Here is a 22,655-nt window from a genome sequence, read left to right as displayed (position 1 = left end):
GCGGCGAAGGCTGCTTCGGGAGTGCCGAAGTCCGGTCCGCGGGCGTCGCAGTCCGGTCCGCGGGAGTGGGAAACGGAGCCCTGGGAGGCTGGTCCGCGGACACGGAAAGCGGGGCCCCAGAGGGCTGGTTCGGGGTCACAGTGCGGCCTCTCTCAGCTCGGCGAGGCGGTGCAGCCCCGCGAGTACCTCGTCCCGTCCGATGCCGAAGTCGATGAAGCAGGCCACCTCGTCGCAGCCCAGGTCGCGCAGGTCGGCGAGCATCTTGGCGCAGGTGCCGGGCGAGCCGAGCAGGCTGCCCCAGTTCAGATAGCGCCGGAAGGCGAACTCGGCCAGCATCGCGGTCTGTTCGCCGGTCAGCTCGGCGGTCGCCTCCCGTGCTCCCGCCGCGCGGTTGGTGGCGGTCTGGCGCAGATACGAGCCGACGTACGCCTTGAGGGGCGCGGCGGCCAGGCGCCGCACCTCGGCGTCGTCCGCGCCGACGTAGGTGTGCGCCATCAGCGTCACGCGGCCGTGCGCGTCGGTGCCCGCCTGGTCGGGGGCGGCGGCGCAGGCCCTGCGGTAACGGGCGATCTTGTCGGCCAGTTCGTCCCTGCTCTGGCCGACGGTCGCGCCGAGCACTCCGGCGCGCAGCCGTCCGGCGGTCTCCCAGGTCTCGGGGTTGCCGGACGTGGTGATCCACAGCGGCAGTTCCCGCTGTACGGGACGCGGTTGCGGGACGACGGTGACGGGCTGCCCGGTGCCGTCCGGGTAGGCGGTGGCCTCGCCCGCCCACAGCCGCCGCAGTTCCGGCACGGCTTCGAGGGTGCGCCGCCTGCGGTCCTCGTAGTGGCCGGGGGCGAGGGTGAAGTCGGTGGAGTGCCAGCCGGTGGCGACGGAGAGGCCGGCCCGGCCGTGCGAGAGGTTGTCGACGACCGCCCAGTCCTCGGCGACCTTCAGCGGGTGGTGCAGGGGCAGGACGACGCTGCCCGCGCGGATCTTGATGCGCTCGGTGGCGACGGCGAGGGCCGCGCTGAGCACGGGTGGGCTGGGGAAGACCTGGCCGACCTGCTGGAAGTGGCGCTCGGGGGTCCAGACGGCGTGGAAACCGAGGCGGTCGGCGGTGCGGGCGACGGTGAGGATGTCGTCGTAGGTCTGCGCGTGCGACGTGGCGGTACCGGAACCACCGCCCGGACCGCTGTCCGCACCACTGCCCGAACCATGGCCCGAACCATGGCCCGAACCGCTGTCCGCGCCGAAGAACATCACGCTGAGGTCCATGGCCTCTCCTCCTGTTCTCCGCCGAGGCGGCTCTGCGAAACCTGCGCGCGAGGTACGCGCGGCCGCCTCGGGATGGGGACGGGGCCGGGGGCGGTGGTGACGGGCGCCCGGGCCACATCGGCGGCGAGGGCGGCGACGGTGGGGGCGGCGAAGAGCTGCGCGGCCGTCACGGTCCTGGCGTCGGTGGTGAGGCGGGCGGCGACCCGCACCGCGCGCAGCGAATTGCCGCCGAGGGCGAAGAAGTCGTCGTCCCGTCCGATCTCCGGCACGGCGAGGACGTCGCTCCAGACGGCGGCGATCTCCCGCTCCAGAGGGTCGACGGGGTGTGCCGACGGGAGCGGGGCCGGGAGCGGGGCCGAGGCGGTCACCCGGTCGCTGTCGTCGGCGCGGCGCGGCGGCCCGGCGGGGAGGAGCGCGGACAGCGGCGTGTCCGGTGCCGTGGCCGCCCTCTCCAAGGCGTGGGGCAGCGCGTCCGCGAGCCACGTCACGAAGCGTTCCTCCAGGGAGTCCGCGCGGTACTCGAAGGTGAGCGTCAGGCCCTCGGGGGTGCCGCCGGGCCCGGGCCCGGTCGCCTCGGTGACGTCGACGAGCAGTTCGAAGCGGGCCTCACCGGTGCGCACCACTTCGACGCCGGTGCCGGCGCCGGGCAGGTCCACCTCTGCGCGCGTGTTGTTCTGCAGGGCGAGCACGACATCGGTGAAGGGCTGCCGTCCTCGCGCGCGCGGCGGGTTCAGCTCGCCCACCACCTGCTCGAACGGCACATCCTGGTGGGCGAAGGCGCCGAGGTCGCTCTCACGGACCCGGGCGAGCAGCTGCCGGGCGCTCGGGTCGCCGGACACGTCGGTGCACAGGACGAGCATGTTCACGAAGAACCCGACGGCGTCCTCGACGCTGCCGTCCCCGGCGCGCCCGGCCACGGGCGCGCCGATCACGAGGTCCTCCCCCGCGCCCGCCCGCGTGAGGGCGGCGGCGAGCGCGGCGTGCAGGGCCATGAAGAGGGTGGCCCCCTCGGCGCGGGCGGCATCGACGAGGCGGGCGTGGGCCGCCGCGTCGAGGCGGCGTACCACGGTCGCGGCGGCGGGCCCCGGTACGGCGGGCCGGCCGGGGCGGCGGGGCAGCAGCGGCCCCTCGGGGGCGACTCCGCGCAGGGCCCCTCTCCAGTAGGCGAGTTGGCGTGCGGCGAGCGAGGCGGGGTCGGCGGGCGAGCCGAGGCGTGCCGCGTGGCGGCCGGCGTGCTCGGCGTAGGTGACGGGGAGGGGCGGCAGCGCCGCTTCCCGCCTGTCCGCCGCCCCGGCCCTCGCGGCGTAGGCGCGTGACAGGTCACGGAAGAGCGGGGCGAGGGACCAGCCGTCCCCGGCGATGTGGTGGACCAGGACGAGCAGAGCGTGCTCGTCGGGCCGCTCGCGGACGCTGAACAGCGTGCCGCGCACCGGCAGTTCACGGCTCAGCTCGAAGCGGTGCCGGGCGGCGGCCTCGACGGCGTCCGCCAACACGCCTTCTGCCACAGCGGTATGACGGAACGGCGGCCGGGCGGCGGCCCCGTCCAGCACGCGCCGCACGGGGCAGCCGTCCACCTCGTCGAAGACGGTACGGAGCACCTCGTGCCGGGTGACGACGTCGCCGAGGGCGTCGGCGAGCGCGTCCGCGTCGACCGTGCCGCGCAGCCGCACCAGCATGGGCAGGTTGTACGCGACACCGGCGCCGAGCCGGTCGAGGAACCACAGGCGGTGCTGGGCGTGCGGGACGGGGAGCGGGCAGGTACCCGCGTACGGCGAAGGCTCCGGCGGTAGGAGGGTCTTGGCGGCCTCGTCCACGTGCGGTGCCAGGCGTGCCGGGGTGGCCGCCGCGAAGAGCGTCCGCAGGTCGAGTTCGGCGCCCAGCCCGGCGCGCACACGGCCGAGCAGGCGTGAGGCCAGCAGCGAGTGGCCGCCCAGGGCGAAGAAGTCGTCGTCCGCGCCGACCGAGGAGACCCCGAGGACGTCGGCGAACAGCCCGCACAGCGCGCGCACCGTCTCCCCGCGCGAGGCATCGGCCGCCCCTCGCGAGCCGACCGCACCCCGCGGTACGGGTACCGGTGCCGGCAGCGCGGCCCGGTCCAGTTTCCCGCCGGCCGTCAGAGGGAGCGCGTCCAGCAGCACGAAGGCGGCGGGCACCAGGAAGTCGGCGAGTTCACGCTGGGCGTGGGCCCGCAAGTCGGCTGCGGAGAGGGGCGGTTCGGCCCGGGAGGCCTGGTCGTTCCGGGCGGCCCGCACGCCCGGAACCACGTACGCGACGAGCCGGCGCTCCCCGTCCGGCTCCGCGTCCGGCTCCCCGTCCGGTTCCGCGCGGGTGGCGATCACCGCGGCGCGGTCGACCCCGGGGTGGCGGGTCAGGGCCGCCTCGACCTCGCCCGGCTCCACGCGGAAGCCGCGGATCTTCACCTGGTCGTCGGCCCGGCCGCGGTACTCGAAGGTGCCGTCGGGGCGCCGGAGCGCCAGGTCGCCGGTGCGGTACAGGCGCGCGCCACTCTCACCACGCCCCGCCACGAACCGCTCCGCCGTCAGCGCCGCCTCGCAGTAGCCGCGGGCGACGCCCGCCCCGGCGGCGTACAGCTCGCCGGTGACTCCGTCCGCGACCGGCCGCAGGCGGTCATCGAGGACGTACAGCCGTTTGCCCGCCAGCGGACGGCCGATCGGTACCGGACGGCCGTCGCGTACGTCCTCCGGAGTGACGCGGTGGACGGTGAGGAAGACCATGCACTCGACGGGGCCGTAGCCGTTGCTGAGCCACAGGCCCGGCTCGCGCTCCAGGGCGCGGGCCACGTGCGGGGGCGACAAGGCCTCGCCGCCGACGATCAGTTCGCGCAGCCCGGTGAGCGCGCGCGGGTACTCGTCGACGATCACGTTGAACAGGGACCCGGACAGATACATGGACGTGACCCCGTGCGCGGCGACGAGCCGCGCGATCACGACCGGGTCGGGGCGCCGCCCCGGGTGCAGTACGCACGTCCCGCCGCCCAGCAGCGGCCCCCACAGCTCCAGAGCGAACGCGTCCCACGACACGGGCGCGCACTGGAGCCACACCGCGCCCGGCCCGAAGGAGGCGAAGTCCTGGCCGGTCAGCGTCTCGGTGACGGCGCGGTGCGGGGCCACGACGCCTTTCGGCCGCCCCGTCGACCCGGAGGTGAACATCACGCAGGCCACGTCGTCCGGCGCCACCCGCACCGCGCCGCGCGTCAACGGGCGTGCGTGCGCGGCGTCCTCGACGTACACCACCGCCGGCGCGGCCCCGGACCGCGAAGCTTCCGGTTCCGGTCGCAGGGCCGGTTCCGCCCCGCGACGCGCGAGTACCGCCGCGATGCCCGCGTCCCGCGCCATGCCGCGCAGCCGCCCGGCCGGGAAGCCGGGGTCGAGCATCACGTACCCGGCGCCGGCCTTGAGCGTGCCGAGGACCGCGACGACCAGCTCCGCGGAGCGCTCCAGGCAGACGCCGACGGTGTCGCCGCGGCGCACTCCGCGTGCCGCGAGGAGGCCCGCCAACCGGGCGGCCCGGGCGTCGAGTTCGGCGTACGTCAGCCGTTCGTCCTCGTACACGATGGCCGTCGCGCCGGGAGTCCGTGACGCCTGCGCTTCAAAGAGCTCATGCACACAGAGGTCATGCACACAGTGATCACCCACACAGAGGTCACGCACGGACCGCGTCGTCCTTCTCATCCCTCTCCCCACCGCCCTTGCGCTCAGCCCCTGCCCCCGCCCCTGCCCCTGCCCCCGCCCCGTCGTCGGCGTCGCCGTCGATGTCCGGCAGTAGTACGTCGATGTCCCGGATCGAGCGGCTCGCCAGGCCCCAGAGCGCGACCGCGACGCCCGCGACGCCGGCGAGGAAGAGCATCGCCGCCATGCCGCTGCCCGGGGCGTCGTCGAACAGCGGGCCGAGGAGCACGAAGACGCCGGTCCCGTCGGCGGCCTGCGGCTCGAAGAGGCCGTCGGCGAGCGGCCCGGAGAACGCCATGGCCAGTGGCCCGGAGATCTGCGACAGGAACATCACCGCGCCGAAGACCCGGCCCTGCCACTCGTGGGGCACCTTGGTCTGCACGATCGACTGCATCGAGGCGTTGACGACGGTCATGAGCACCGCGCCGACCAGCATGGCCGCGCACCAGCCGACGACTCCGCCGACCAGGGACATGCCGATCTGCGCCGACAGGCACATGCCGAGGATGCCGAGCATCATGCCGCGGCCGCGGTTCTTGGGGCCGCCCCACGCGGCCATCGCCAGGCCGCCGACGACTCCGCCGACTCCGATCGCGCTGTTCACGGCGGCGAGCGCGCCGTTGCCCGACTTGAGCAGGACCATGGGCTGGACGACGGCGAAGCCGAAGACCATGACGAGGTTGACCGTGCAGAAGTTCACGGTCATGTCGCGCAGGCTCGCCTGCCGGAAGAGGTAGCGCATGCCCTCGACGGCCTCGGCGGTGATCTTCGTACGCGGGGCGCCCGCACCCTCGGGGACCTTGTCGCCCCGCATCCGCGCGACGCGTATGCCGATCAGCGCGAAGGCGTAGCTGGCCAGGTCGATGACGAGGATGGCGCCGATCCCGCTCAGGGCGATCATGATGCCGCCGAGCGCCGGGCCGCAGATGCCCGCGGCGCTGCGGGCACCCGCCAGCAGACCGTTGGCGCGGCCCAGTTGGTCCTTGCGGACCAGCAGCGGGACGGCGGCGGTGAGCGCGGGCAGCTGGAAGGCGGCGGAGATGCCGAGCAGCACGGTGGCGGGGTAGACCTGCCACGGCTCCAGGCCGCCGCCGAAGAAGTGCACGAGGGTGAGCAGGCCGACGGCCAGAATTCCGCCCGCGTCCGCGATCTGGAGCGCCGACCGCTTACGAATGCGGTCGATGATCGCGCCCGCAAATGGGCTGAACAGCGCCTGCGGAAGCACGGCGCAGAGAGACAGCGCGGTGACGGCGGACGCCTGCTCTCCCGTGGACCACACCTCGATGATGAAAGCGAATCTGAGAACGGCGCTTCCGACCAGTGAGACGGCCTGTCCCGACCAGACGAGCATTAAGGGCCCGGCACCACGGAAACGGCCCGCCTCCTGCTTTTCCCCGCCCCGCGGCGCCACTTTCCCCGTCACCTTTTCGCGATCGCCCACGTCAGGGGCCGGATATCAGGCTCGCCGGACGCCTACCGGTCCAGTGTTCCTCTACGTGGACCAGGGAATCAGCCCGTGAACTCGCCTCTTGTACGACGGCCCAGCCGGCCGGGATATCGGGTCCGACGGGCCAGAGGGTGTGCTGATTCTCGTCATTCACGAGCACCAGGTATTGCGCACCATCGCCTTCTAATGGATTGCCGACCATATACCGCAAACCCCCCGGAAATTCTAAAGAATCCCATTGTGTCCGCAGTGATCATTGCGCGGAATATCTAATTCCATCAAGCGATTGTGAGGCAGATCACAGGCTCCGTAAGGGCGAGAGAGTGCGGTTTGACCGTATTCAGCCGGGGGCTTATACGACTTGTTCACGAAGCTCCCCGTCAAGGGCCACTCCAGGGCCGCTCCAGTCGCCGGCCGAACTTTGCAATTTGCCCTCCCGCGTCAACCGCGGGCGGTAACCGGAACGGCCGCTCACCTCTTCACGCCGACGCGCGGCGCTTCGCCGTGGCCTTCTTCGCCGGGTCCGTCTTCTTCTGAGCCGTCTTCTTGGCCGCGGTCTTGGCCGCGGTCTTGGCCGCGGTCTTGGCCGCCGTCCTGCCCGCGGTCGCCTTGCCCGCATCGGCCTTCCCCGCCGTCGATTTGCGGGCCGTCGCCGTGGACTTCGTCGCCGTCTTCTTGGCGGGAGCGTCCTTCTTCTTCGCCGCGGTCGACGTCGACTTCTTGCCTCCGACCTCCTTGGGGGCCGGGGGCACGGACCCACGCGCCGAAGCCGTCCTGCGCGAAGAGGAGGAAGACGATGAAGACGACGCGGACGACGCGGCCTTCTTGGCGCGGCGGTCCCCGAGCCGGGTGACCTCCGCCTCCTCCCCGGCCGCCGCACCGGACCCGGTGGACGCGTCGGAGTCGGTGGCCTCCCCGGGCGGTGCGGGCCGCCCGGACGCTGCTCTCCAGGGCGGCCATCAGGTCGATGACCTTGCCGCCGCCCGCCTCGCCGGCCGGGGCCTTCTCGGCGGGAGCCCCGCCCTCGACCTTCGTGGCGATGAGTTCCTCGACCGCCGCGCGGTAGTCGTCGTGGAGCGTGGACATATCGACCTCGCCGAGCGTGTCCATCAGGGCGTCCGCCAGGTCGAGTTCGGCCTCGCGGACCGTGACCTCGGCCTCCGGGGCCACGCCCTCCGGCTGCCGGATCTCGTCCGGCCACAGCAGCCCGTGCATGGCGATCACGTCGTCGACCACGCGCAGCATGCCGAGCCGCTCCCGGCCGCGGAGCGCGTACTTGGCGATGGCCACCTTCTGGCTCCGCTTGAGGGCCTCGCGCAGCAGCGTGTAGGGCTTGGCGGCGGGGACGCCGTTCGCCGAGAGGTAGTACGCCGCGTCGATCTGGAGCGGGTCGATGCGGTCCTCGGGGACGAAGGCGACGATCTCGATCGTCTTGGCCGTCGGGATCGGCAGTGCGGCCAGGTCCTCATCCGTGATCGGGATGATCGAGCCGTCCGCGTCCTCGTACCCTTTGCCGATCTCCGCCGAGGTCACCTCGCGCTCCTCCAGCTCGCACACCTTGCGGTAGCGGATCCTGCCGCCGTCCTCCGTGTGGATCTGGCGGAAGGAGACCGAGTGGTTCTCCGTGGCGTTCACGAGCTTGATCGGGATGCTGACCAGACCGAAGGAGATCGCACCGTTCCATATGGATCGCACGTCCGGGACCTCTCACTGGGGGATGGCAATATGCGCGTTTCATCCGATTCTGCACGCTTTGTGCGCTCTGATCACTTGTGAGCATTGCGAGCGTTATGCGTGTTTTATGGGAGCCTCATCGTATGACGCCGATCACAGAGGTGGAGGGGCGACGGATCTCGCTCAGCAACCTGGACAAGGTCATCTATCCCGCGAGCGGCTTCACCAAGGGCGAGGTGCTGCACTACTACGCCAGCACGGCCGACGCCCTCCTCCCGCACCTCGTGGACCGGCCCCTGTCCTTCCTGCGCTATCCCGACGGACCCGACGGCCAGCGCTTCTTCACCAAGAACGTGCTGCCGGGCACCCCCGAATGGGTGCGGACCGCCGAGGTGCCGCGCTCCGAGGGGCCGACGCGCCAGATCCTCGTACAGGACCTGCCGTCGCTGATGTGGTCGGCCAATCTGGTGACCGAGTTCCACACGCCGCAGTGGCGGGCCGACGCCCCGGCGCGGGCCGACCGGCTGGTCCTCGACCTGGACCCCGGCCCGCCCGCGACCGTCGTCGAATGCTGCCGGGCCGCGCTCTGGCTGCGCGAGCGGCTGACGGCCGACGGCTTCCACGTGTACGCGAAGACCTCCGGGAGCAAGGGCCTCCATCTGCTCGTCCCGCTGGAACCGACGCCCTCCGAACAGGTCAGCGCGTACGCCAAGACCCTGGCCGTCGAGGCGGAGCAGGAGATGCCCTCGCTCGTCGTGCACCGCATGACGCGGAGCCTGCGGCCGGGCAAGGTCTTCGTCGACTTCAGCCAGAACGCCGCCGCGAAGACGACCGCCGCGCCCTACACCCTGCGGGCCCGCACCGAGCCGACCGTCTCCACCCCTGTGACCTGGGAGGAGGTCGAGACCTGCGAGGAGCCGGAGCAGCTCGTCTTCACCGCGGGCGACATCGCGCCCCGGCTGCGGAACCACGGTGACCTGCTCGGCCCCCTCATCACCCTCGACCAGGCCAGACCCCTGCCCGCCAGGGCCGCGCGATGAACGTCCGGCAGCCCGTCCAGCAGCCCGTACGGGTCGCCCTCGCGGAGGCGGTCAGCGCGCTGCCGGAGGGCGGCGGCTGGGCGTACGAGCCCAAGTTCGACGGCCACCGCATGGTCGTCCTCCGGGGCGAGGGAGGCAACGTCACCCTCCAGGCCCGCTCCGGACGGACCGTCACCAGCGCCTTCCCCGACCTCGCCGAGGCCGCGGCCCGGCTGCCCGAGGGCACCGTGCTCGACGGTGAGGTCGTGGTGTGGTCCGGCGGGCGCATCGACTTCGCCGCCGTGCAGCAGCGGGCGGCGGCCACGCGCGCGCGTGCGGGCGTCCTCGCGCGCACCCTGCCCGCCTCGTACGCCGCCTTCGACCTGCTCGCGGAGGGCGGCGAGGACTGCCGCCGGCTGCCGTACGCGGAGCGGCGCGCGCGTCTCGTACGGCTGCTCGCGCCCTGGGGGCCGCCGCTCCAGGCGGTGCCGTCGACGACCGACCGGGGCCTCGCCCTGACCTGGTACGAGACGCTGCCGGCGACCGGGGTCGAGGGGCTGGTGATCAAGCGGCTCGACGCGGCGTACCGGGGCGGCACGCGCGCGTGGCTGAAGCTGCGGCACAGCGACACCCGGGACGCCGTGGTGGTCGGCTGCACCGGGAACCCCGCCCGCCCCCAGGCGCTGGTCCTGGCCCTGCCGGGGGACGGCACCCCGGTGGTGTCGTCCCCGCTGTCCCCGGCGGTGCGGTCGGCGGCCGCGCAGGCGCTGCCGGAGCCGGTGGGCGAGGGGGTGGCGACCGCGATCGGCATCGGGGACCTGACGTACGCGGCGCTGCCCGCGGAGCCGGTGGTGATGGTCGAGGTCCGGCAGAACACGACGCGGCACGCGACGGCGGTGGTGGTCCGGTTCCGTTGAGCGGGCGCCCGGTTTCGCCGAGCAGGCCTCGGACCGGCCCGGCGCCACAGGCCCCCCGCTGCCACCGCCGCTGCGACCGGCTCCTGTGACCGGCATCACGTCTGATCAAGTTTGACTAGCACGCTCCCGAGGCATACCGTCCTGGTCAGTAGTCAAACTTGATGAGCCTGTGCGAGGAGAACGCGTGACCTTTCTGCCCGAGACCGGATACGTGCCGACCCCCGAGGACCGCGCGAGCCTGGACGCCTGGTTCGCCGAGTACGACGCGCACAGCGCGAAGCGCGACGTGGAGCGCATGGCCGACCTGGCCGTCTTCCCGCTCAACCTGGTCAGCGACGACTCCGCGGGCGACGGCCGGGCCGCGCAGTGGGACCGGGAGCGGTTCGTCCGGACGATGACCCACGTGATGGGGGAGGGCGGCGAGGACATCACCTTCGAGTCCACGCGCACGCCCGTCTTCCTCTCCCCCGCGATGGCCGTCGTCTTCACCGACTCGGTGATGACGGCGGGCGGCGGGACACAGCGGCTGCGCTACGCCGACATCCTGATCAGGCGCGGCGGGGCATGGGCCTTCCAGACCATGATCCAGGGCGGCTGGGGGACAACCTCTGAGCCACGGGTGGCGGCTGAGCCACCGGTGACGGCGGTTCAGGCCCGCCGCCAGGTGTGGCGGTCCCTGGCCAGGGCGTGCAGCGCCTCCACATCGGCCGGTTTCAGTACGCCGCCCAGGCGGGCCAGCGCCGGCAGCTCCCCCTCGCGCAGCACCCGTACGTCGCGAGGGGACCCCGGCGGGCCCAGGTCCGCCGCCGCTGTTCCGGCCAGCGCCAGGACGGGGCGGACCTCCGCCGTGAGCGCGAACGAGGCGCGGCTCGCGGCGGAGCGGAGCGTGCGCAGCAGCGGGACGGGCTCGCGGCGGCCCACGGTCACCATCGGGTCGGCGATGCGCACGCGCTGCTTGCGGACGGCGAGGGCGGCCACGCAGAACAGGCCGCCGGGGCCGATCAGCAGGTGCTGGATGCGGGCCCCGCCGGGCAGCGGCAGCGAGTGCAGCGTGCGCCAGCCCGCGCCTGCCAGGCCGTCCAGGGCGCCGCCGACCGCCTGTTCCGCGGCGAGCGCGCGGTGCCGGGGGTCGGCGCGCAGCCTGCGCGCGGGTGCCGGGTCGCGCTCCAGGGCGATGTGGAGGGCCTCGCCGGGGCGGTTCGGGGCGAGGTCGTCATCGGGGTGCAGGGCGAGCCGGGCCAGGTCGGCGGGGGTGGGGACCGGCGGTGGGCCCACCGTGACGTCGCCGACGAGGAACGGCGCGAGGACCCGCAGGACCTCCGCCTCGTCATCCTCGCTGAGCAGGTTCACCCGGGCGGTGTCCCGGTCGTACCAGGCGACGTTCCCGCCGCCCGCGCGACAGACGTACAACCGCTCCTGCCCGTGCCGCCAGGCCGGTACGACGCGCAGGCCGCTCATGCCGCATCACCCCCCGACCATGGGACCAGCCGACGGGCCGCCAGGGCAATAACCCGGCCCCGGTCCCGGCCCCGTACCGGACGGAACCCGCCCGCCACCCGTGCCCCCGGACGGGACTCGCCCCGCTCCCGTAACCACACCGCCCGCACAGGTATGGCGCGCTGTTACACAGCCGAGGGAGGGCCGCAATGGCGGACGTCTAGCTTCGGTGGCATCCGCCCGGACCAGCAGACCGACCGAAGGAACGCCCCGTGAGCACCCGCCGCCACGCCCTCCACGCCGCCGCCGTCACCGCGCTCGTCGGCGGTGTGCTGCTCGCGCCGGCCGCCGGGGCCTTCGCGGGCGCGCCGGCGCCGGACCCGAAACCGGGGGCGGCGGGGGGCCACGAGGTCACGGTCACGCTGGGCCACGGCGCGAAGGCCGAGGTGCGCAACCGTGACGGCGCCTATGTCGCGACGCTCTCGGTGGGGGACCAGCAGATCGCCACCCTCTCCGCCCGGCACCCCACGGTGACCGAGAGCGGCGTGCGGTACGAGCTGTACCCGTCCAACGGACACATCGGCGTCACGCATCTCGACGGCGGGGACGGTGCCGCGACCGCCACCCCGCGCGGTGGCGTCGGCGCCGGGGCCGACGGGGCTCGGGGCGCGGGCAACCCCGCGTTCCTCGCCGCGGGCGGCGGCATGGCGGCGGCCGGCGCCGCGGGTCTCGGCTACGCGATGCTGCGCCGCGGCCGCACGGACGCCTGACCCGGACCCCGCCTTCCCCTCCCGCCCCCTCCGCCCCCCTCCCGCAAGAGGAGCCCCCCGTGCACACCTCCCCCACCGCCGAGCCCGGCCCGGACCCACACCGTTCCCCCGGCGTCCAGCCCGGCCCCGACCCGCGCCGTCACAGCACCCGCATCGCCGTCGCCTCGGCCCTGACCGCCGCCCTCGGCATCGCCCTGATCGCCTGCGGCCAGGGCGGCGGCACCGGCGGCACCGCCCCCGACGTCAAGGTGAACAACGCCGCCACGACGCGGGCCCAGCAGGCCTCGGCCCCGCTGAAGGCCTCCGAGCCGACCGGTCTGCGTATCCCCGCGGCGGGCGTCGACGCGACGTCGATGCTCCACCTCGGCCTCGGCGCGGACCAGGAACTTGAGGTGCCGCCGGTGGCCAAGGCGGAGAAGCCCGGCTGGTGGACGGGCTCGGTCACGCCCGGCGAGAAGGGGGCCGCCGTGATCGTCGCGCACTACGACACGGTGAACGGCCCGGCGCTGATGCGGGACGTCGCGAAGATCGACGTGGGCGACGCCATTGAGGTACCGCGCGCGGACGGCAGCACGGCGAGGTTCAGGGTGCGGGAGATCCAGCAGGTGGACAAGAAGGACTTCCCCACCCATAAGGTGTACGGGGCGACCAGGCGGCCCGAGTTGCGCCTGCTCACCTGCGGTGGGCCGATCGTCGGCGGCCACCGGTCTGACAACATCATCCTCTACGCCGACCTGGTCTCCTGAACCTACGGCCGGCCGCCGTGACGACAGGCCGCACCCGCGGCAGGCAGGAGTGCAGTGAACCGCAGCCGGCTCGCGCTCGCCGCCGCCTTCGCCGCGCTCGCCGCGGCCCTGGCGGGCGGCTGCGGCGACCCGGGCGGGCTGCGCGGCGCCGGTGCGACCCCCAGCGCCCAGGGCCCCACGCACCTGTGGCCCGACCTGCCGCCCCCGTCCGCGCCCGCCGAGGACTACGGCGCCATAGAGAGCGTGCGCGTCAAAGGCGTCGAGGTCCCCGGCGGTGACCTGCGCAAGGTGAACCCGGCCGACGTGGTCCGCGCGGACTTCGACCAGAACCCCGGGACGTACGACACCTCGGACTCCGTGTACGAGGAGACCGTCGCGCGGCTGGAGGACTGCGCCGAGGAGGACTCCGGCGCGCAGGAGCGGTGCCCGGTCCTCAAGGCGTACTACCGCGATCTGACCGGTGACGGCGCGGACGACCTGATCGTCGGCGTCTCGACACCCGACGACAACCTCGACATCCGCGTCTACGCCGAACAGAACCGGCGGCTGACGCAGATCATGGAGATGAGCGACGCCGTGCTCGGTGTGGAACTGGCCGGGCGCGACCTGATCATCCGCGCCGTCTCCAGCCTGCCGGGGTACGAGTACCACACGGTCTGGTCCTGGGACGCGCACCAGAAGACGATGCTGCCGAAGCGGGACGAGATCGTGCGCTCCTCGGACGCGCCCCGGCCGAAGGCTCCCCGCCCGGCCCCTTCCGAGAGCGGGGGACGATGATGCGGGGGACGATGATCCGGCACCGGCCGCGCGGGCCGCGGCTTCCCGCGTGGACGGCGACGCTCACCTGGAAGGCGGCCGTCTTCATCACCGTGATGTGCTGCGCGCTGGCCGCGCTGCTCGGCATGCTCGTGCACGTCTCGGTGACCAACCAGACCGTCGGGCAGGCCAGGGAGCGGGCCCTCGACCGGCTGACGGAGGTCACCGAGCGCTACGAGGCGGGCGACCGCCTCGGCTTCGGCGCGGGCGTCGACCCCGAGGGCCTGCCCGGGCCGCTGCGTGAGCTGGCGCTGAGCGGGGAGCGCGGCACGATGGTCGCCGCCCACGACTCCCGGCCGACGATGTGGGCGGCGGGGCCCGCCGCCGGGGGCCGCGCCATCGCCGTCCAGGTCGACTACGCGCAGGGCGCCCGGACCATCGACGGGCTCGACCGGGCGATCCTCGGCTCCTCCGTGCTCGCGATCGGGGCGACGCTGCTGGTCGGCGCGTTCGCCGTGACGCGGGTGACCCGGCGGCTGCACCAGACGGCGCAGGTCGCCCGGCGGATCAGCGCCGGCGACCTCGACGCGCGCGTCAACGACCCGCGCACCAAGGACCCCGCGCGCCGCCAGGACGAGGTGGCCGCGGTCGCCGGGGCGCTGGACACCATGGCGTCCTCGCTCCAGGGCAAGCTGCTGAGCGAGCAGCGGTTCACCGCCGACGTGGCGCACGAGCTGCGGACGCCGCTGACCGGCCTGCACGCGGCGGCCGAACTCCTTGAGCCGGGGCGCCCCACCGAGCTGGTGCGGGACCGGGTGGCCGCGCTGCGCACGCTGACCGAGGACCTCCTGGAGATCTCGCGGCTCGACGCGAAGAGCGAGCGCGTGGATCTGGACGCCCATCAGCTCGCCCCGTTGGCGGAGCGTGTGGTGCGGGGTTCCGGCGAGGGCACGGAGCTGGTCGTCGTCCACGACGTGTGCGTGGAGACCGACCGGCGGCGCCTGGAGCGGGTGCTCGGCAATCTGGTCGCCAACGCGCTCAAGCACGGCCGGGCGCCGGTGGTGGTGACGGTCGACGGGCCGGTCGTGACGGTGCGGGACCACGGCGACGGCTACCCCGACTACCTGGTGGAGCACGGTCCGCAGCGCTTCCGCACCGAGGGCACGAGCAAGGGCCACGGCCTCGGGCTGACCATCGCGCTCGGCCAGACGGCGGTTCTCGGCGCCCGGCTGACCTTCACCAACGCCCCGGACGGCGGGGCGGTGGCGACGCTGCGGCTGCCGTTCGACGAGTGCCCCGCCGAGGACGAGGCGGACGGGCCCGAAAGCACCACGTGAGCGTGCGCGCGCCCAAAGTGCCGCTTTTACTGTGATGTGCGGCCTTTGAGCACTCATCAGAAGCCGCACGCCCGCGCCCTCTTTCCCTTCCTCCCGAGGAGGCCCCATGTCCCCGCGGACCACCGCCACCCGGCTCGGCGTACTCGCCGCCGCCGGCGCCCTCGCCACGCTCGGCCTTTCCGGCCCCGCCGCCGCCCAGGACGACCCCGACCACAAGGGACGCGTCACCGACCACAAAGCACCCGCCACCGATCACAGAGCACCCGTCACCGACTACAAAGCCCCCGTCTACAAGGGCCGCGTGACCGCCAAGAGCGGACTCCTGCTCCGCGACTCGCCCCGCCGCGGCAGCCGCGTGGTCCGCAGCGAGCCCCACGGCAAGGTCGTCACCATCTACTGCAAGACGAAGGGCGACCGCGTGGGCCGCACCAACCACTGGTACCTGCTCACCGACGGGACCTGGGCCTGGGGGTCGGCGAACTACATCGCCAACATCGGGAAGGCACCGCGCTGGTGCTGACGCCGCGCCGCCGCACCACACGGCCACGTCAGTCGACATATACGGCATAAGCGGACTTCAGGGCGCGTTGCTTGCTACGTTCCCGGCATGACCGGAACAGGAGTGGGCACCGCATCCCCCGCGGTCCCCGCCGTCCGCGTCCCGCGGCGCCGCGGCACGGAGCTCGCCCTGCTCGTCGTCGCCGTCCTGCTCTGCGTGTACGGCTACTGCGCCGTCGGTCTCGCGAAGAACGGCACCGTCCCGCCCGGCGCCGCCGGTTACGGCGCCGGGCTCGGTGTGCTCGCCCTCCTCGCGCACCTCGCCGTCCGCTTCCGCGCCCCGTACGCCGATCCGCTGCTGCTGCCCATCGCGGTGCTCCTCAACGGCCTCGGCCTGGTGCTCATCTACCGCCTCGACCTTCAGACCCCGCACGACGAGGCCGCGCCCGCCCAGCTGGTCTGGTCGACCGTCGGCGTGGCGCTGTTCATCGCCGCCGTGCTCGTCCTGCGCGACCACCGGGTGCTCCAGCGGTACGCCTACCTCTCGGTGGTCACCGCGCTGGTCCTGATGATCGTGCCGATCTTCTTCCCCGCCGTGAACGGCGCCCGGATCTGGATCAGGTTCGGCGGGCTCTCCATCCAGCCGGGCGAGTTCGCCAAGGTCCTCCTCGCGGTCTTCTTCGCCAGCTACCTCGCCGCCAACCGCAACGCGCTCGCCTGCACGGGCCGCACCCTGTGGCGGTTCCGGCGCCTCCAGCTGCCCACCGGCCGCGTCCTCGGCCCGATCGTCACCATCTGGCTGCTGAGCGTCGGCGTCCTCGTCCTGGAGCGCGACCTCGGCACCTCGCTGCTCTTCTTCGGGCTCTTCGTGATCCTGCTGTACGTCGCCACGGGCCGCATCGGCTGGATCGCGGTCGGCCTGCTCCTCGCCGCGCTGGGCGCCTTCGCGGTCGGCTCGCTCGAACCACACGTGCACAGCCGCGTCCAGGACTGGCTGCACCCCTTCGCCTCCATCGACGCGGGCGAGGGACCGAACCAGCTCGCCCAGTCCCTCTTCGCCTTCGCGGCCGGCGGGATGCTCGGCACCGGGCTCGGGCTCGGCCACTCCATCCTCATCGGCTTCGCCGCGAAGTCCGACTTCATCCTGGCGACGGCGGGCGAGGAGCTCGGCCTCGCCGGGCTCTGCGCGATCTTCCTGCTCTACGCCCTCCTCGTCGAGCGCGGCTACCGCGCGGGCCTCGCGCTGCGGGACCCCTTCGGGCGGCTGCTCGCGATCGGGCTCGCCTCGATCATCGCGCTCCAGGTCTTCGTGATCGCCGGCGGTGTCATGGGGCTCATCCCGCTCACCGGCATGGCGATGCCGTTCCTCGCGCAGGGCGGTTCGTCCGTCGTCACCAACTGGATCATCGTGGCGCTGCTCATCCGGCTCAGCGACTCGGCCCGCGCCCAGTTCGCCGGCGAGGACCCCCGGTGACCCGGTACATGCGGCACGCCTCCGCCTTCTGCGCGCTGCTGCTGCTCGCGCTGCTCGTCAACGCCACCCGCGTGCAGGTCGTCGACTCCGCGTCCCTGGACGGGAACTCCGCCAACCGGCGGCCGGCCATCGCCCGCTTCGAGCAGCCGCGCGGCGACATCCTGGTCGACGGGCGTCCGATCACCGGTTCCAAGGACACCGGGGAGCAACTGCGGTACGAACGCACGTACAACAACGGGCCGCTGTACGCCCCGGTGACCGGCTTCGCCTCGCAGGTGTACGGCACGACCTTCCTGGAGAACGCCGAGGACGGCATCCTCTCCGGCACCGACCCGATGCTCGCCCCGCTCCCCCTGTGGAACGACGTCACGCGCGCGCGGAACCCCGGCGGCAAGGTGGAGACCACCATCAAGGCGGCGGTGCAGCGGGCCGCCTACTCGGGGATGGGCGGCAAGCGGGGCGCCGTGGCGGCGGTCGAGCCGTCCACCGGGAAGATCCTCGCGCTGGTCAGCACGCCCAGTTACGACCCCGAGCGGCTCTCGGGCACCGGCCGGGCGGTGGCGAGGGCGTGGGCGAGGCTGAACGGCGGGGCCGAGAAGCCGATGCTGAACCGCGCGATCCGCCAGACGTATCCGCCCGGTTCGACGTTCAAGGTCGTCACGGCGGCCGCCGCGCTGGAGTCGGGGGCGGTGAAGGACCCGGACGCGCCGACGAAGTCCCCCGACCCTTACACCCTGCCGGGCACGCGCACGCGGCTGACCAACGAGGTGGAGGGCTGCGCCGACGCCTCGCTGCGGTTCGCCTTCCAGTGGTCCTGCAACACGGTCTTCGCGAAGCTCGGCGTCGACACGGGGCTCGGCCCGATGGTGGAGACCGCACGGAAGTTCGGCTTCGACGACAGCGGACCGCGCATCCCTTCTCCCGCCTCCCCCAGCCGTTTCGACACGTCCCTGGACAAGCCGCAGCTCGCGCTCTCCTCCATCGGCCAGTACGAGACCCGGGCGACGCCCCTCCAGATGGCGCTGGTCGCGGCGGCCGTCGCCAACGGCGGCTCCCTCAAGGCGCCCTACCTGGTGGAGCGGACGACCACGGACGACGGTGACGTGGTGGCCGCCTCGGGCCCGCGGACCCTGCGGCAGGCGATGAACCCCGGCACGGCGGCGCGGCTGCGCGAGATGATGACGCAGGTCGTCGAGAAGGGCACCGGCGCCAACGCCGCCGTGCCGGGGGCGACGGTGGGCGGCAAGACGGGCACCGCCCAGCACGGCATCGGCAACTCCGGCACGCCGTACGCCTGGTTCGTCTCCTGGGCGCAGGGCCGCGAGGAGCCCGAGCCCTCGGTGGCGGTCGCGGTGGTCGTCGAGGACGCGTCGGCGGACCGCGGCGACATCAGCGGCGGCGGCAGCGCGGCCCCCGTCGCGAAGGCGGTGATGGAGGCGGCGCTCAGCGGCGGCGGAGCGCGGTGAGGTCGATGTCGAGGGGGAAGGGCGCGGTCAGCTTGAGCCGGTCGTGGAAGATGCCCGACAGGCCGTAGGCGCGGCCCACCGGGTCGAGCTCGTAGACGTACACCACCGGGAGACCCCGGTTCTGTTCGACGAGCCAGTAGTGGGCGATGCCCGCTTGGGCGTACTTGCGGGGCTTTACCTCACGGTCGCGGTCCTCGGAGTCCTCGGAGACGACCTCGACGGCGACGACGACGTCCTCCGGGAGCAGCCGCGTCTCCTTGGTCCCGAGGTCCGCGCCGGCGCGTGTGACCAGCACGTCGGGCTCAGGGCGGTTGCGCCTGTCCAGCGTGATGGTGAACTCGCGGAAGACGTCGAAGTCGTCCGGTGCCTGGTCGAGCAGCGAGTTCTCCAGCAGCCGGATCGTACGCATGTGAAAGGCGGTCTGCGGACTCACGAGGACCAGGCTCCCGTCGAGCAGCTCTGTGTGCGGAGGAAGATCCGGGAGCTCGTCGAGGTCGTCCGCCGTCCAGCCGCCCTCCGGCGGGCGAGGCCACTTGTACTCACCGTCGAGTCCGTACTCGCGTGCGGCGCTCATGATCGCTCCCATGGGGCAGACCTTGCCTGGTGAGGCCAGCGTACCCAGCGGGAACGCCTGAGCACCCGCCCATCGAGTGACGCGCGTGCGCCGCGTTGGCCTCAGTCCGCCGCCCCGCCCGCCGCGATCGCGTCCTCCACCTCCGCCACGCGCTCCTCCTCCTCGGCGGCGAAGCGTTCCGCGTCCAGTTTTTCGGCGATCTCCTCGTCCTGGGCCATGAGCTGGTCGAGGTTGGCGTCGCCCAGTTCGAAGACGCCCATGTCCACATAGGCCTGCTGGAGCCGCTTGCCCCACAGGCCGATGTCCTTGACGCAGGGGACGATGCGGCTGAAGAGCAGCTGCCGGAAGAGGGCGAGGAACTCGGACTGCTCGCTGTACTCCTCGGCCTGCGCCTTGGGGATGCCGAGGTTCTCCAGGACCTCGACGCCGCGCAGCCGGTCGCGCATCAAGTAGCAGCCCTCGATGACGAATTCCTCGCGCTCGCGCAGCTCCGCGTCGGTGAGCTGCTTGTAGTAGTCGCGCAGCGCCATCCGCCCGAAGGCGACATGGCGGGCCTCGTCCTGCATGACGTACGCGAGGATCTGCTTGGGCAGGGGCTTGTCGGTGGTGTCGCGGATCATGCCGAAGGCGGCAAGCGCCAAGCCCTCGATGAGGACCTGCATGCCGAGGTAGGGCATGTCCCAGCGGGAGTCGCGCAGGGTGTCGCCGAGCAGCGACTGGAGGTTGTCGTTGATCGGGTAGAGCATCCCGATCTTCTCGTGCAGGAAGCGGCCGTAGATCTCGGCGTGCCGCGCCTCGTCCATGGTCTGGGTCGCGGAGTAGAACTTCGCGTCCAGGTCGGGCGCCGACTCGACGATGCGCGCCGCGCACACCATCGCGCCCTGCTCGCCGTGGAGGAACTGGCTGAACTGCCAGGAGGCGTAGTGCTTGCGCAGCTCGCCCTTGTCCTTCTCGGTCAGCTTCGCCCAGTGGGGCGTGCCGTACAGCGACAGCGACTCGTCGGGGGTGCCGAGAGGGTCGAGCGGGTCGACCTCCAGGTCCCAGTCGATGCGCCTGGCGCCGTCCCACTGCTTGTCCTTGCCCTTCTGGTACAGGGCGAGGAGGCGCTCGCGTCCCTCGTCGTACTCCCAGCTGAAGCGAGCCGAACCGGCCGACGGTACCTGCCAGTTGGGCTCGCCGGGGGGCCTGGTGTAAAGCTCGTGCGTCGACATAGAGGCAGGCTCACACGCTGCTGGACAAGGGGTCAACAAGTCGTGCGCGAGGGATTGACGGCCTTGCTGACAAGCAGTCTCATAAGTGGATGACCGCCGGTGATACCGCCGGTAACCCGCGACAAGGCAGGGACAGTCATGACGACCGTGACGGAAGACGTTTCACTCCAGGGCCTGCGGGACGCGCTCGGACTGCTCAAGGACCGGGAGCAGGTGGCCGTCCGGCTCCTGGAGTCCTCCGCCAAGCACTCCTTCGACCCCGACAGGGAACTCGACTGGGACGCCCCCGTAGAGGAGGGCAAGTGGTTCTGGCCGCCGGAGCTCGTCTCGCTCTACGGCACCCCGCTGTGGAAGCAGATGTCCGAGGAACAGCGGATGGACCTGGCCCGGCACGAGGCCGCCTCCCTGGCCTCGCTCGGCATCTGGTTCGAGATCATCCTCATGCAGCTGCTCGTGCGGCACATCTACGACAAGTCGGTGACCAGCGCGCACGTACGGTACGCGCTGACCGAGATAGCCGACGAGTGCCGGCACTCCATGATGTTCGCGCGCATGATCCAGAAGGGCGGGGCGCCGACGTACCCCGTCACGCGCCTCAACCACAACCTCGCGCGCATACTCAAGACGGTCTCCACCACGCCCGGCTCCTTCGCCTGCACGCTGCTCGGCGAGGAGATCCTCGACTGGATGCAGCGGCTCACCTTCCCGGACGAGCGCGTCCAGACCATCGTGCGCGGCGTGACCCGCATCCACGTCGTCGAGGAGGCGCGCCACGTCCGGTACGCCCGCGAGGAGCTGCGGCGCCAGATGGTGACCGCGCCGCGCTGGGAGCGGGAGTTGACGCGGCTGAGCTGCGGCGAAGCCGCGCGGGTCTTCTCGCTCGCCTTCGTGAACCCCAAGGTGTACTCGGATGTCGGGCTCGACCGCCGCGAGGCCGTGGCGCAGGTGAAGGCGAGCGGACACCGCAGGGAGGTCATGCAGACCGGGGCGAAACGACTGACGGATTTCCTGGACGACATCGGGGTGATGCGGGGGCCCGGGCGGCGGCTCTGGAGGTCGTCGGGGTTGCTGGCGTAGCCCTTCGCTCGCCGCGGGTCGTGTGCGGGTGACCGCGCAGTTCCCCGCACCCCTCCGGGACGCGCGGCGGTTACGCTGCGAGGCATGACCTCGCCAGCCACCAGCCCCGCGTACCGCCGCCTGAGCGTCGAAGCGCGGCGGCGGCAGCTCCTGGAGTCCGCGCTCTCCCTCTTCGCGCACCGCGCACCCGATGAGGTCAGCCTCGACCACGTGGCCGAGGCGGCCGGGGTCTCCCGGCCTCTCGTGTACCGCTACTTCCCGGGCGGCAAGCAGCAGTTGTACGAGGCCGCGCTGCGGTCTGCCGCCGACGAGCTGGAGCAGTGCTTCGCCGAGCCCCCCGAGGGCCCCCTCACCCAGCGGCTCTCCCGGGCGCTCGACCGGTACCTGGCGTTCGTCGACGAGCACGACACGGGGTTCAGCGCGCTGCTCCAGGGCGGCAGCGTGGTGGAGACCTCCCGGACCACCGCCATAGTGGACGGCGTGCGCAGGGCCGCCGCCGAGCACATCCTCACCCACCTGGACGTGCCGGAGCCGGGGCCCCGGCTGCGGATGACCGTACGGATGTGGATCACCGCGGTGGAGGCGGCGTCGCTGATCTGGCTCGACGAGGAGAAGCAGCCGCCGCTGGACGAGCTGCGGGACATGCTCGTCGAACAGTTCATGGCGGTGCTCGTGACGACGGCGGGACGCGACCCGCAGACGGCGCGGGTCGTGCGACGGGCGCTGGACCTGGAGACGGCGGAGGGCCCCGTGGGCGGCCTCGCGCGGCGTGTGCTGCCGGTGGTCGCCGACGCGGGCCACCTGCTGTGACGGCCTCGGTGTGACACTGGTGGTGTGAAGAGCGAAGAGACCCCCTTCGTGGGTGGCCCCCTGGACGGCCGCGTGCTCCCGGTCCTGCTCGGCCCGACCGGCCACCCGCCGAAGGTGTACCGCGTCCCCGTCCCGGACGACGCCGGCGGCCCCCCGACCGTCCTGGTCTACCGCCGCACCCCCACGAAGCCAGCCCAACGCCTCACCCTCACCCCGAAGTGGCAGTACGAGTACGACCCCGAGGGCGCCAAGGACGACGGCCTGAAATGGCCGTGGTCCAAGCCGGGCGGCCGACCGTAAGGGGCGGGGCTCCGTAAGGGGCGCGGCTCCGTAAGGGGCGCGGCTCCGTAAGGGGCGCGGGACTGCGATACCTGCGCCTCCGCCGCGCGAGCGCCCCCAACCACAGGCCACCCACCGCCCCGTAAGGGGCGCGGGACCGTGGCACATGCGGCTCCGCCACGCGAGCGCGCCCAACCCCACGCCACCCACCGCCCCG

The 22,655-nt window shown here is 72.8% G+C and carries 19 protein-coding genes and 2 pseudogenes; 13 read left to right on the top strand and 8 right to left on the bottom strand.

Annotated features, from left to right (window positions below):
- Positions 1–135: 135 nt before the first annotated feature.
- The 5 genes and pseudogenes from ACOBQB_RS35635 to ACOBQB_RS35615 form a co-directional block, all read right to left on the bottom strand.
- Entirely contained in the window at positions 136–1,257 is a 1,122-nt protein-coding gene (locus ACOBQB_RS35635; RefSeq protein ID WP_423597837.1) for a MupA/Atu3671 family FMN-dependent luciferase-like monooxygenase, read from the bottom strand.
- Positions 1,242–4,883 carry an amino acid adenylation domain-containing protein gene (locus ACOBQB_RS35630; RefSeq protein ID WP_423597835.1) on the bottom strand — a complete coding sequence of 1,214 codons (3,642 nt, stop codon included), beginning with the start codon at positions 4,881–4,883 and terminating at the stop codon, positions 1,242–1,244. Before ACOBQB_RS35630 ends, ACOBQB_RS35635 begins: the two co-directional genes overlap by 16 nt.
- Positions 4,884–4,920: 37 nt before the next feature.
- Positions 4,921–6,297 carry an MFS transporter gene (locus ACOBQB_RS35625; RefSeq protein WP_423597833.1) on the bottom strand — a complete coding sequence of 459 codons (1,377 nt, stop codon included), beginning with the start codon at positions 6,295–6,297 and terminating at the stop codon, positions 4,921–4,923.
- Positions 6,298–6,388: 91 nt separating this feature from the next.
- Positions 6,389–6,595, bottom strand: coding sequence for an MbtH family protein (locus tag ACOBQB_RS35620; protein WP_423597831.1), 207 nt, complete (start codon positions 6,593–6,595; stop codon positions 6,389–6,391).
- A 277-nt stretch (positions 6,596–6,872) separates the two neighbouring features.
- Positions 6,873–8,088, bottom strand: a pseudogene (locus tag ACOBQB_RS35615) (Ku protein).
- Positions 8,089–8,210: 122 nt separating this feature from the next.
- On the opposite strand from ACOBQB_RS35615, the gene ligD reads away from it, so the two are divergent.
- The 3 genes and pseudogenes from ligD to ACOBQB_RS35600 all read left to right on the top strand — a co-directional run.
- Positions 8,211–9,107, top strand: coding sequence for a non-homologous end-joining DNA ligase (gene ligD, locus ACOBQB_RS35610; RefSeq protein ID WP_423597829.1), 897 nt, complete (start codon positions 8,211–8,213; stop codon positions 9,105–9,107).
- Positions 9,104–10,003 (top strand): ATP-dependent DNA ligase, encoded by a 900-nt coding sequence (locus ACOBQB_RS35605; protein WP_423597827.1) that lies wholly within the window; start codon positions 9,104–9,106, stop codon positions 10,001–10,003. Before ligD ends, ACOBQB_RS35605 begins: the two co-directional genes overlap by 4 nt.
- A gap of 184 nt (positions 10,004–10,187) precedes the next feature.
- Positions 10,188–10,604: pseudogene (locus tag ACOBQB_RS35600) on the top strand (nuclear transport factor 2 family protein); the annotation flags it as partial.
- A 47-nt stretch (positions 10,605–10,651) separates the two neighbouring features.
- On the opposite strand, the gene ACOBQB_RS35595 reads toward ACOBQB_RS35600, so the two are convergent.
- Complete coding sequence (locus ACOBQB_RS35595; protein WP_423597825.1) at positions 10,652–11,461, bottom strand: nuclease-related domain-containing protein; 810 nt, start codon at positions 11,459–11,461, stop codon at positions 10,652–10,654.
- A 251-nt stretch (positions 11,462–11,712) separates the two neighbouring features.
- Here ACOBQB_RS35595 and ACOBQB_RS35590 point away from each other — a divergent pair, with 251 nt between their 5' ends.
- The 7 genes from ACOBQB_RS35590 (at position 11,713) to ACOBQB_RS35560 (ending at position 18,487) form a co-directional block, all read left to right on the top strand.
- Positions 11,713–12,210, top strand: coding sequence for a hypothetical protein (locus ACOBQB_RS35590; RefSeq protein ID WP_423597823.1), 498 nt, complete (start codon positions 11,713–11,715; stop codon positions 12,208–12,210).
- Positions 12,211–12,362: 152 nt separating this feature from the next.
- A complete protein-coding gene (locus ACOBQB_RS35585; RefSeq protein ID WP_423598975.1) occupies positions 12,363–12,956 on the top strand; it encodes a class F sortase in 594 nt (197 codons plus the stop codon).
- Positions 12,957–13,010: 54 nt separating this feature from the next.
- Positions 13,011–13,733 (top strand): hypothetical protein, encoded by a 723-nt coding sequence (locus tag ACOBQB_RS35580; RefSeq protein WP_423597821.1) that lies wholly within the window; start codon positions 13,011–13,013, stop codon positions 13,731–13,733.
- Positions 13,734–13,744: 11 nt separating this feature from the next.
- A complete protein-coding gene (locus tag ACOBQB_RS35575; protein WP_423597819.1) occupies positions 13,745–15,049 on the top strand; it encodes an ATP-binding protein in 1,305 nt (434 codons plus the stop codon).
- Between the two features lie 106 nt (positions 15,050–15,155).
- Positions 15,156–15,569 carry an SH3 domain-containing protein gene (locus ACOBQB_RS35570; RefSeq protein WP_423597817.1) on the top strand — a complete coding sequence of 138 codons (414 nt, stop codon included), beginning with the start codon at positions 15,156–15,158 and terminating at the stop codon, positions 15,567–15,569.
- A gap of 87 nt (positions 15,570–15,656) precedes the next feature.
- Positions 15,657–17,021: an FtsW/RodA/SpoVE family cell cycle protein gene (locus ACOBQB_RS35565; RefSeq protein WP_423597815.1), complete on the top strand. Its 1,365-nt coding sequence runs from the start codon at positions 15,657–15,659 to the stop codon at positions 17,019–17,021.
- Positions 17,018–18,487: a peptidoglycan D,D-transpeptidase FtsI family protein gene (locus ACOBQB_RS35560; RefSeq protein WP_423597813.1), complete on the top strand. Its 1,470-nt coding sequence runs from the start codon at positions 17,018–17,020 to the stop codon at positions 18,485–18,487. Before ACOBQB_RS35565 ends, ACOBQB_RS35560 begins: the two co-directional genes overlap by 4 nt.
- Here the strand turns inward: ACOBQB_RS35560 and ACOBQB_RS35555 are convergent.
- Positions 18,465–19,061: a Uma2 family endonuclease gene (locus ACOBQB_RS35555; RefSeq protein ID WP_423597811.1), complete on the bottom strand. Its 597-nt coding sequence runs from the start codon at positions 19,059–19,061 to the stop codon at positions 18,465–18,467. The two genes, ACOBQB_RS35560 and ACOBQB_RS35555, sit on opposite strands and share 23 nt — an antisense overlap.
- 101 nt (positions 19,062–19,162) lie before the next feature.
- On the bottom strand, positions 19,163–20,272 hold the full coding sequence (locus ACOBQB_RS35550; protein WP_423597809.1) for a ferritin-like domain-containing protein: 1,110 nt from the start codon (positions 20,270–20,272) through the stop codon (positions 19,163–19,165).
- A 138-nt stretch (positions 20,273–20,410) separates the two neighbouring features.
- Here ACOBQB_RS35550 and ACOBQB_RS35545 point away from each other — a divergent pair, with 138 nt between their 5' ends.
- From ACOBQB_RS35545 to ACOBQB_RS35535, 3 genes are all read left to right on the top strand, one after another.
- On the top strand, positions 20,411–21,349 hold the full coding sequence (locus tag ACOBQB_RS35545; RefSeq protein WP_423597807.1) for an AurF N-oxygenase family protein: 939 nt from the start codon (positions 20,411–20,413) through the stop codon (positions 21,347–21,349).
- Positions 21,350–21,433: 84 nt separating this feature from the next.
- Positions 21,434–22,159 carry a TetR/AcrR family transcriptional regulator gene (locus ACOBQB_RS35540; RefSeq protein WP_423597805.1) on the top strand — a complete coding sequence of 242 codons (726 nt, stop codon included), beginning with the start codon at positions 21,434–21,436 and terminating at the stop codon, positions 22,157–22,159.
- A 24-nt stretch (positions 22,160–22,183) separates the two neighbouring features.
- On the top strand, positions 22,184–22,459 hold the full coding sequence (locus ACOBQB_RS35535) for a hypothetical protein (protein ID WP_423597803.1): 276 nt from the start codon (positions 22,184–22,186) through the stop codon (positions 22,457–22,459).
- Positions 22,460–22,655: the final 196 nt, after the last annotated feature.

It is taken from the genome of Streptomyces sp. G5(2025), from assembly GCF_049542075.1.
Lineage (GTDB): Bacteria > Actinomycetota > Actinomycetes > Streptomycetales > Streptomycetaceae > Streptomyces.
This window is presented reverse-complemented; position numbering and strand designations above follow the sequence as displayed.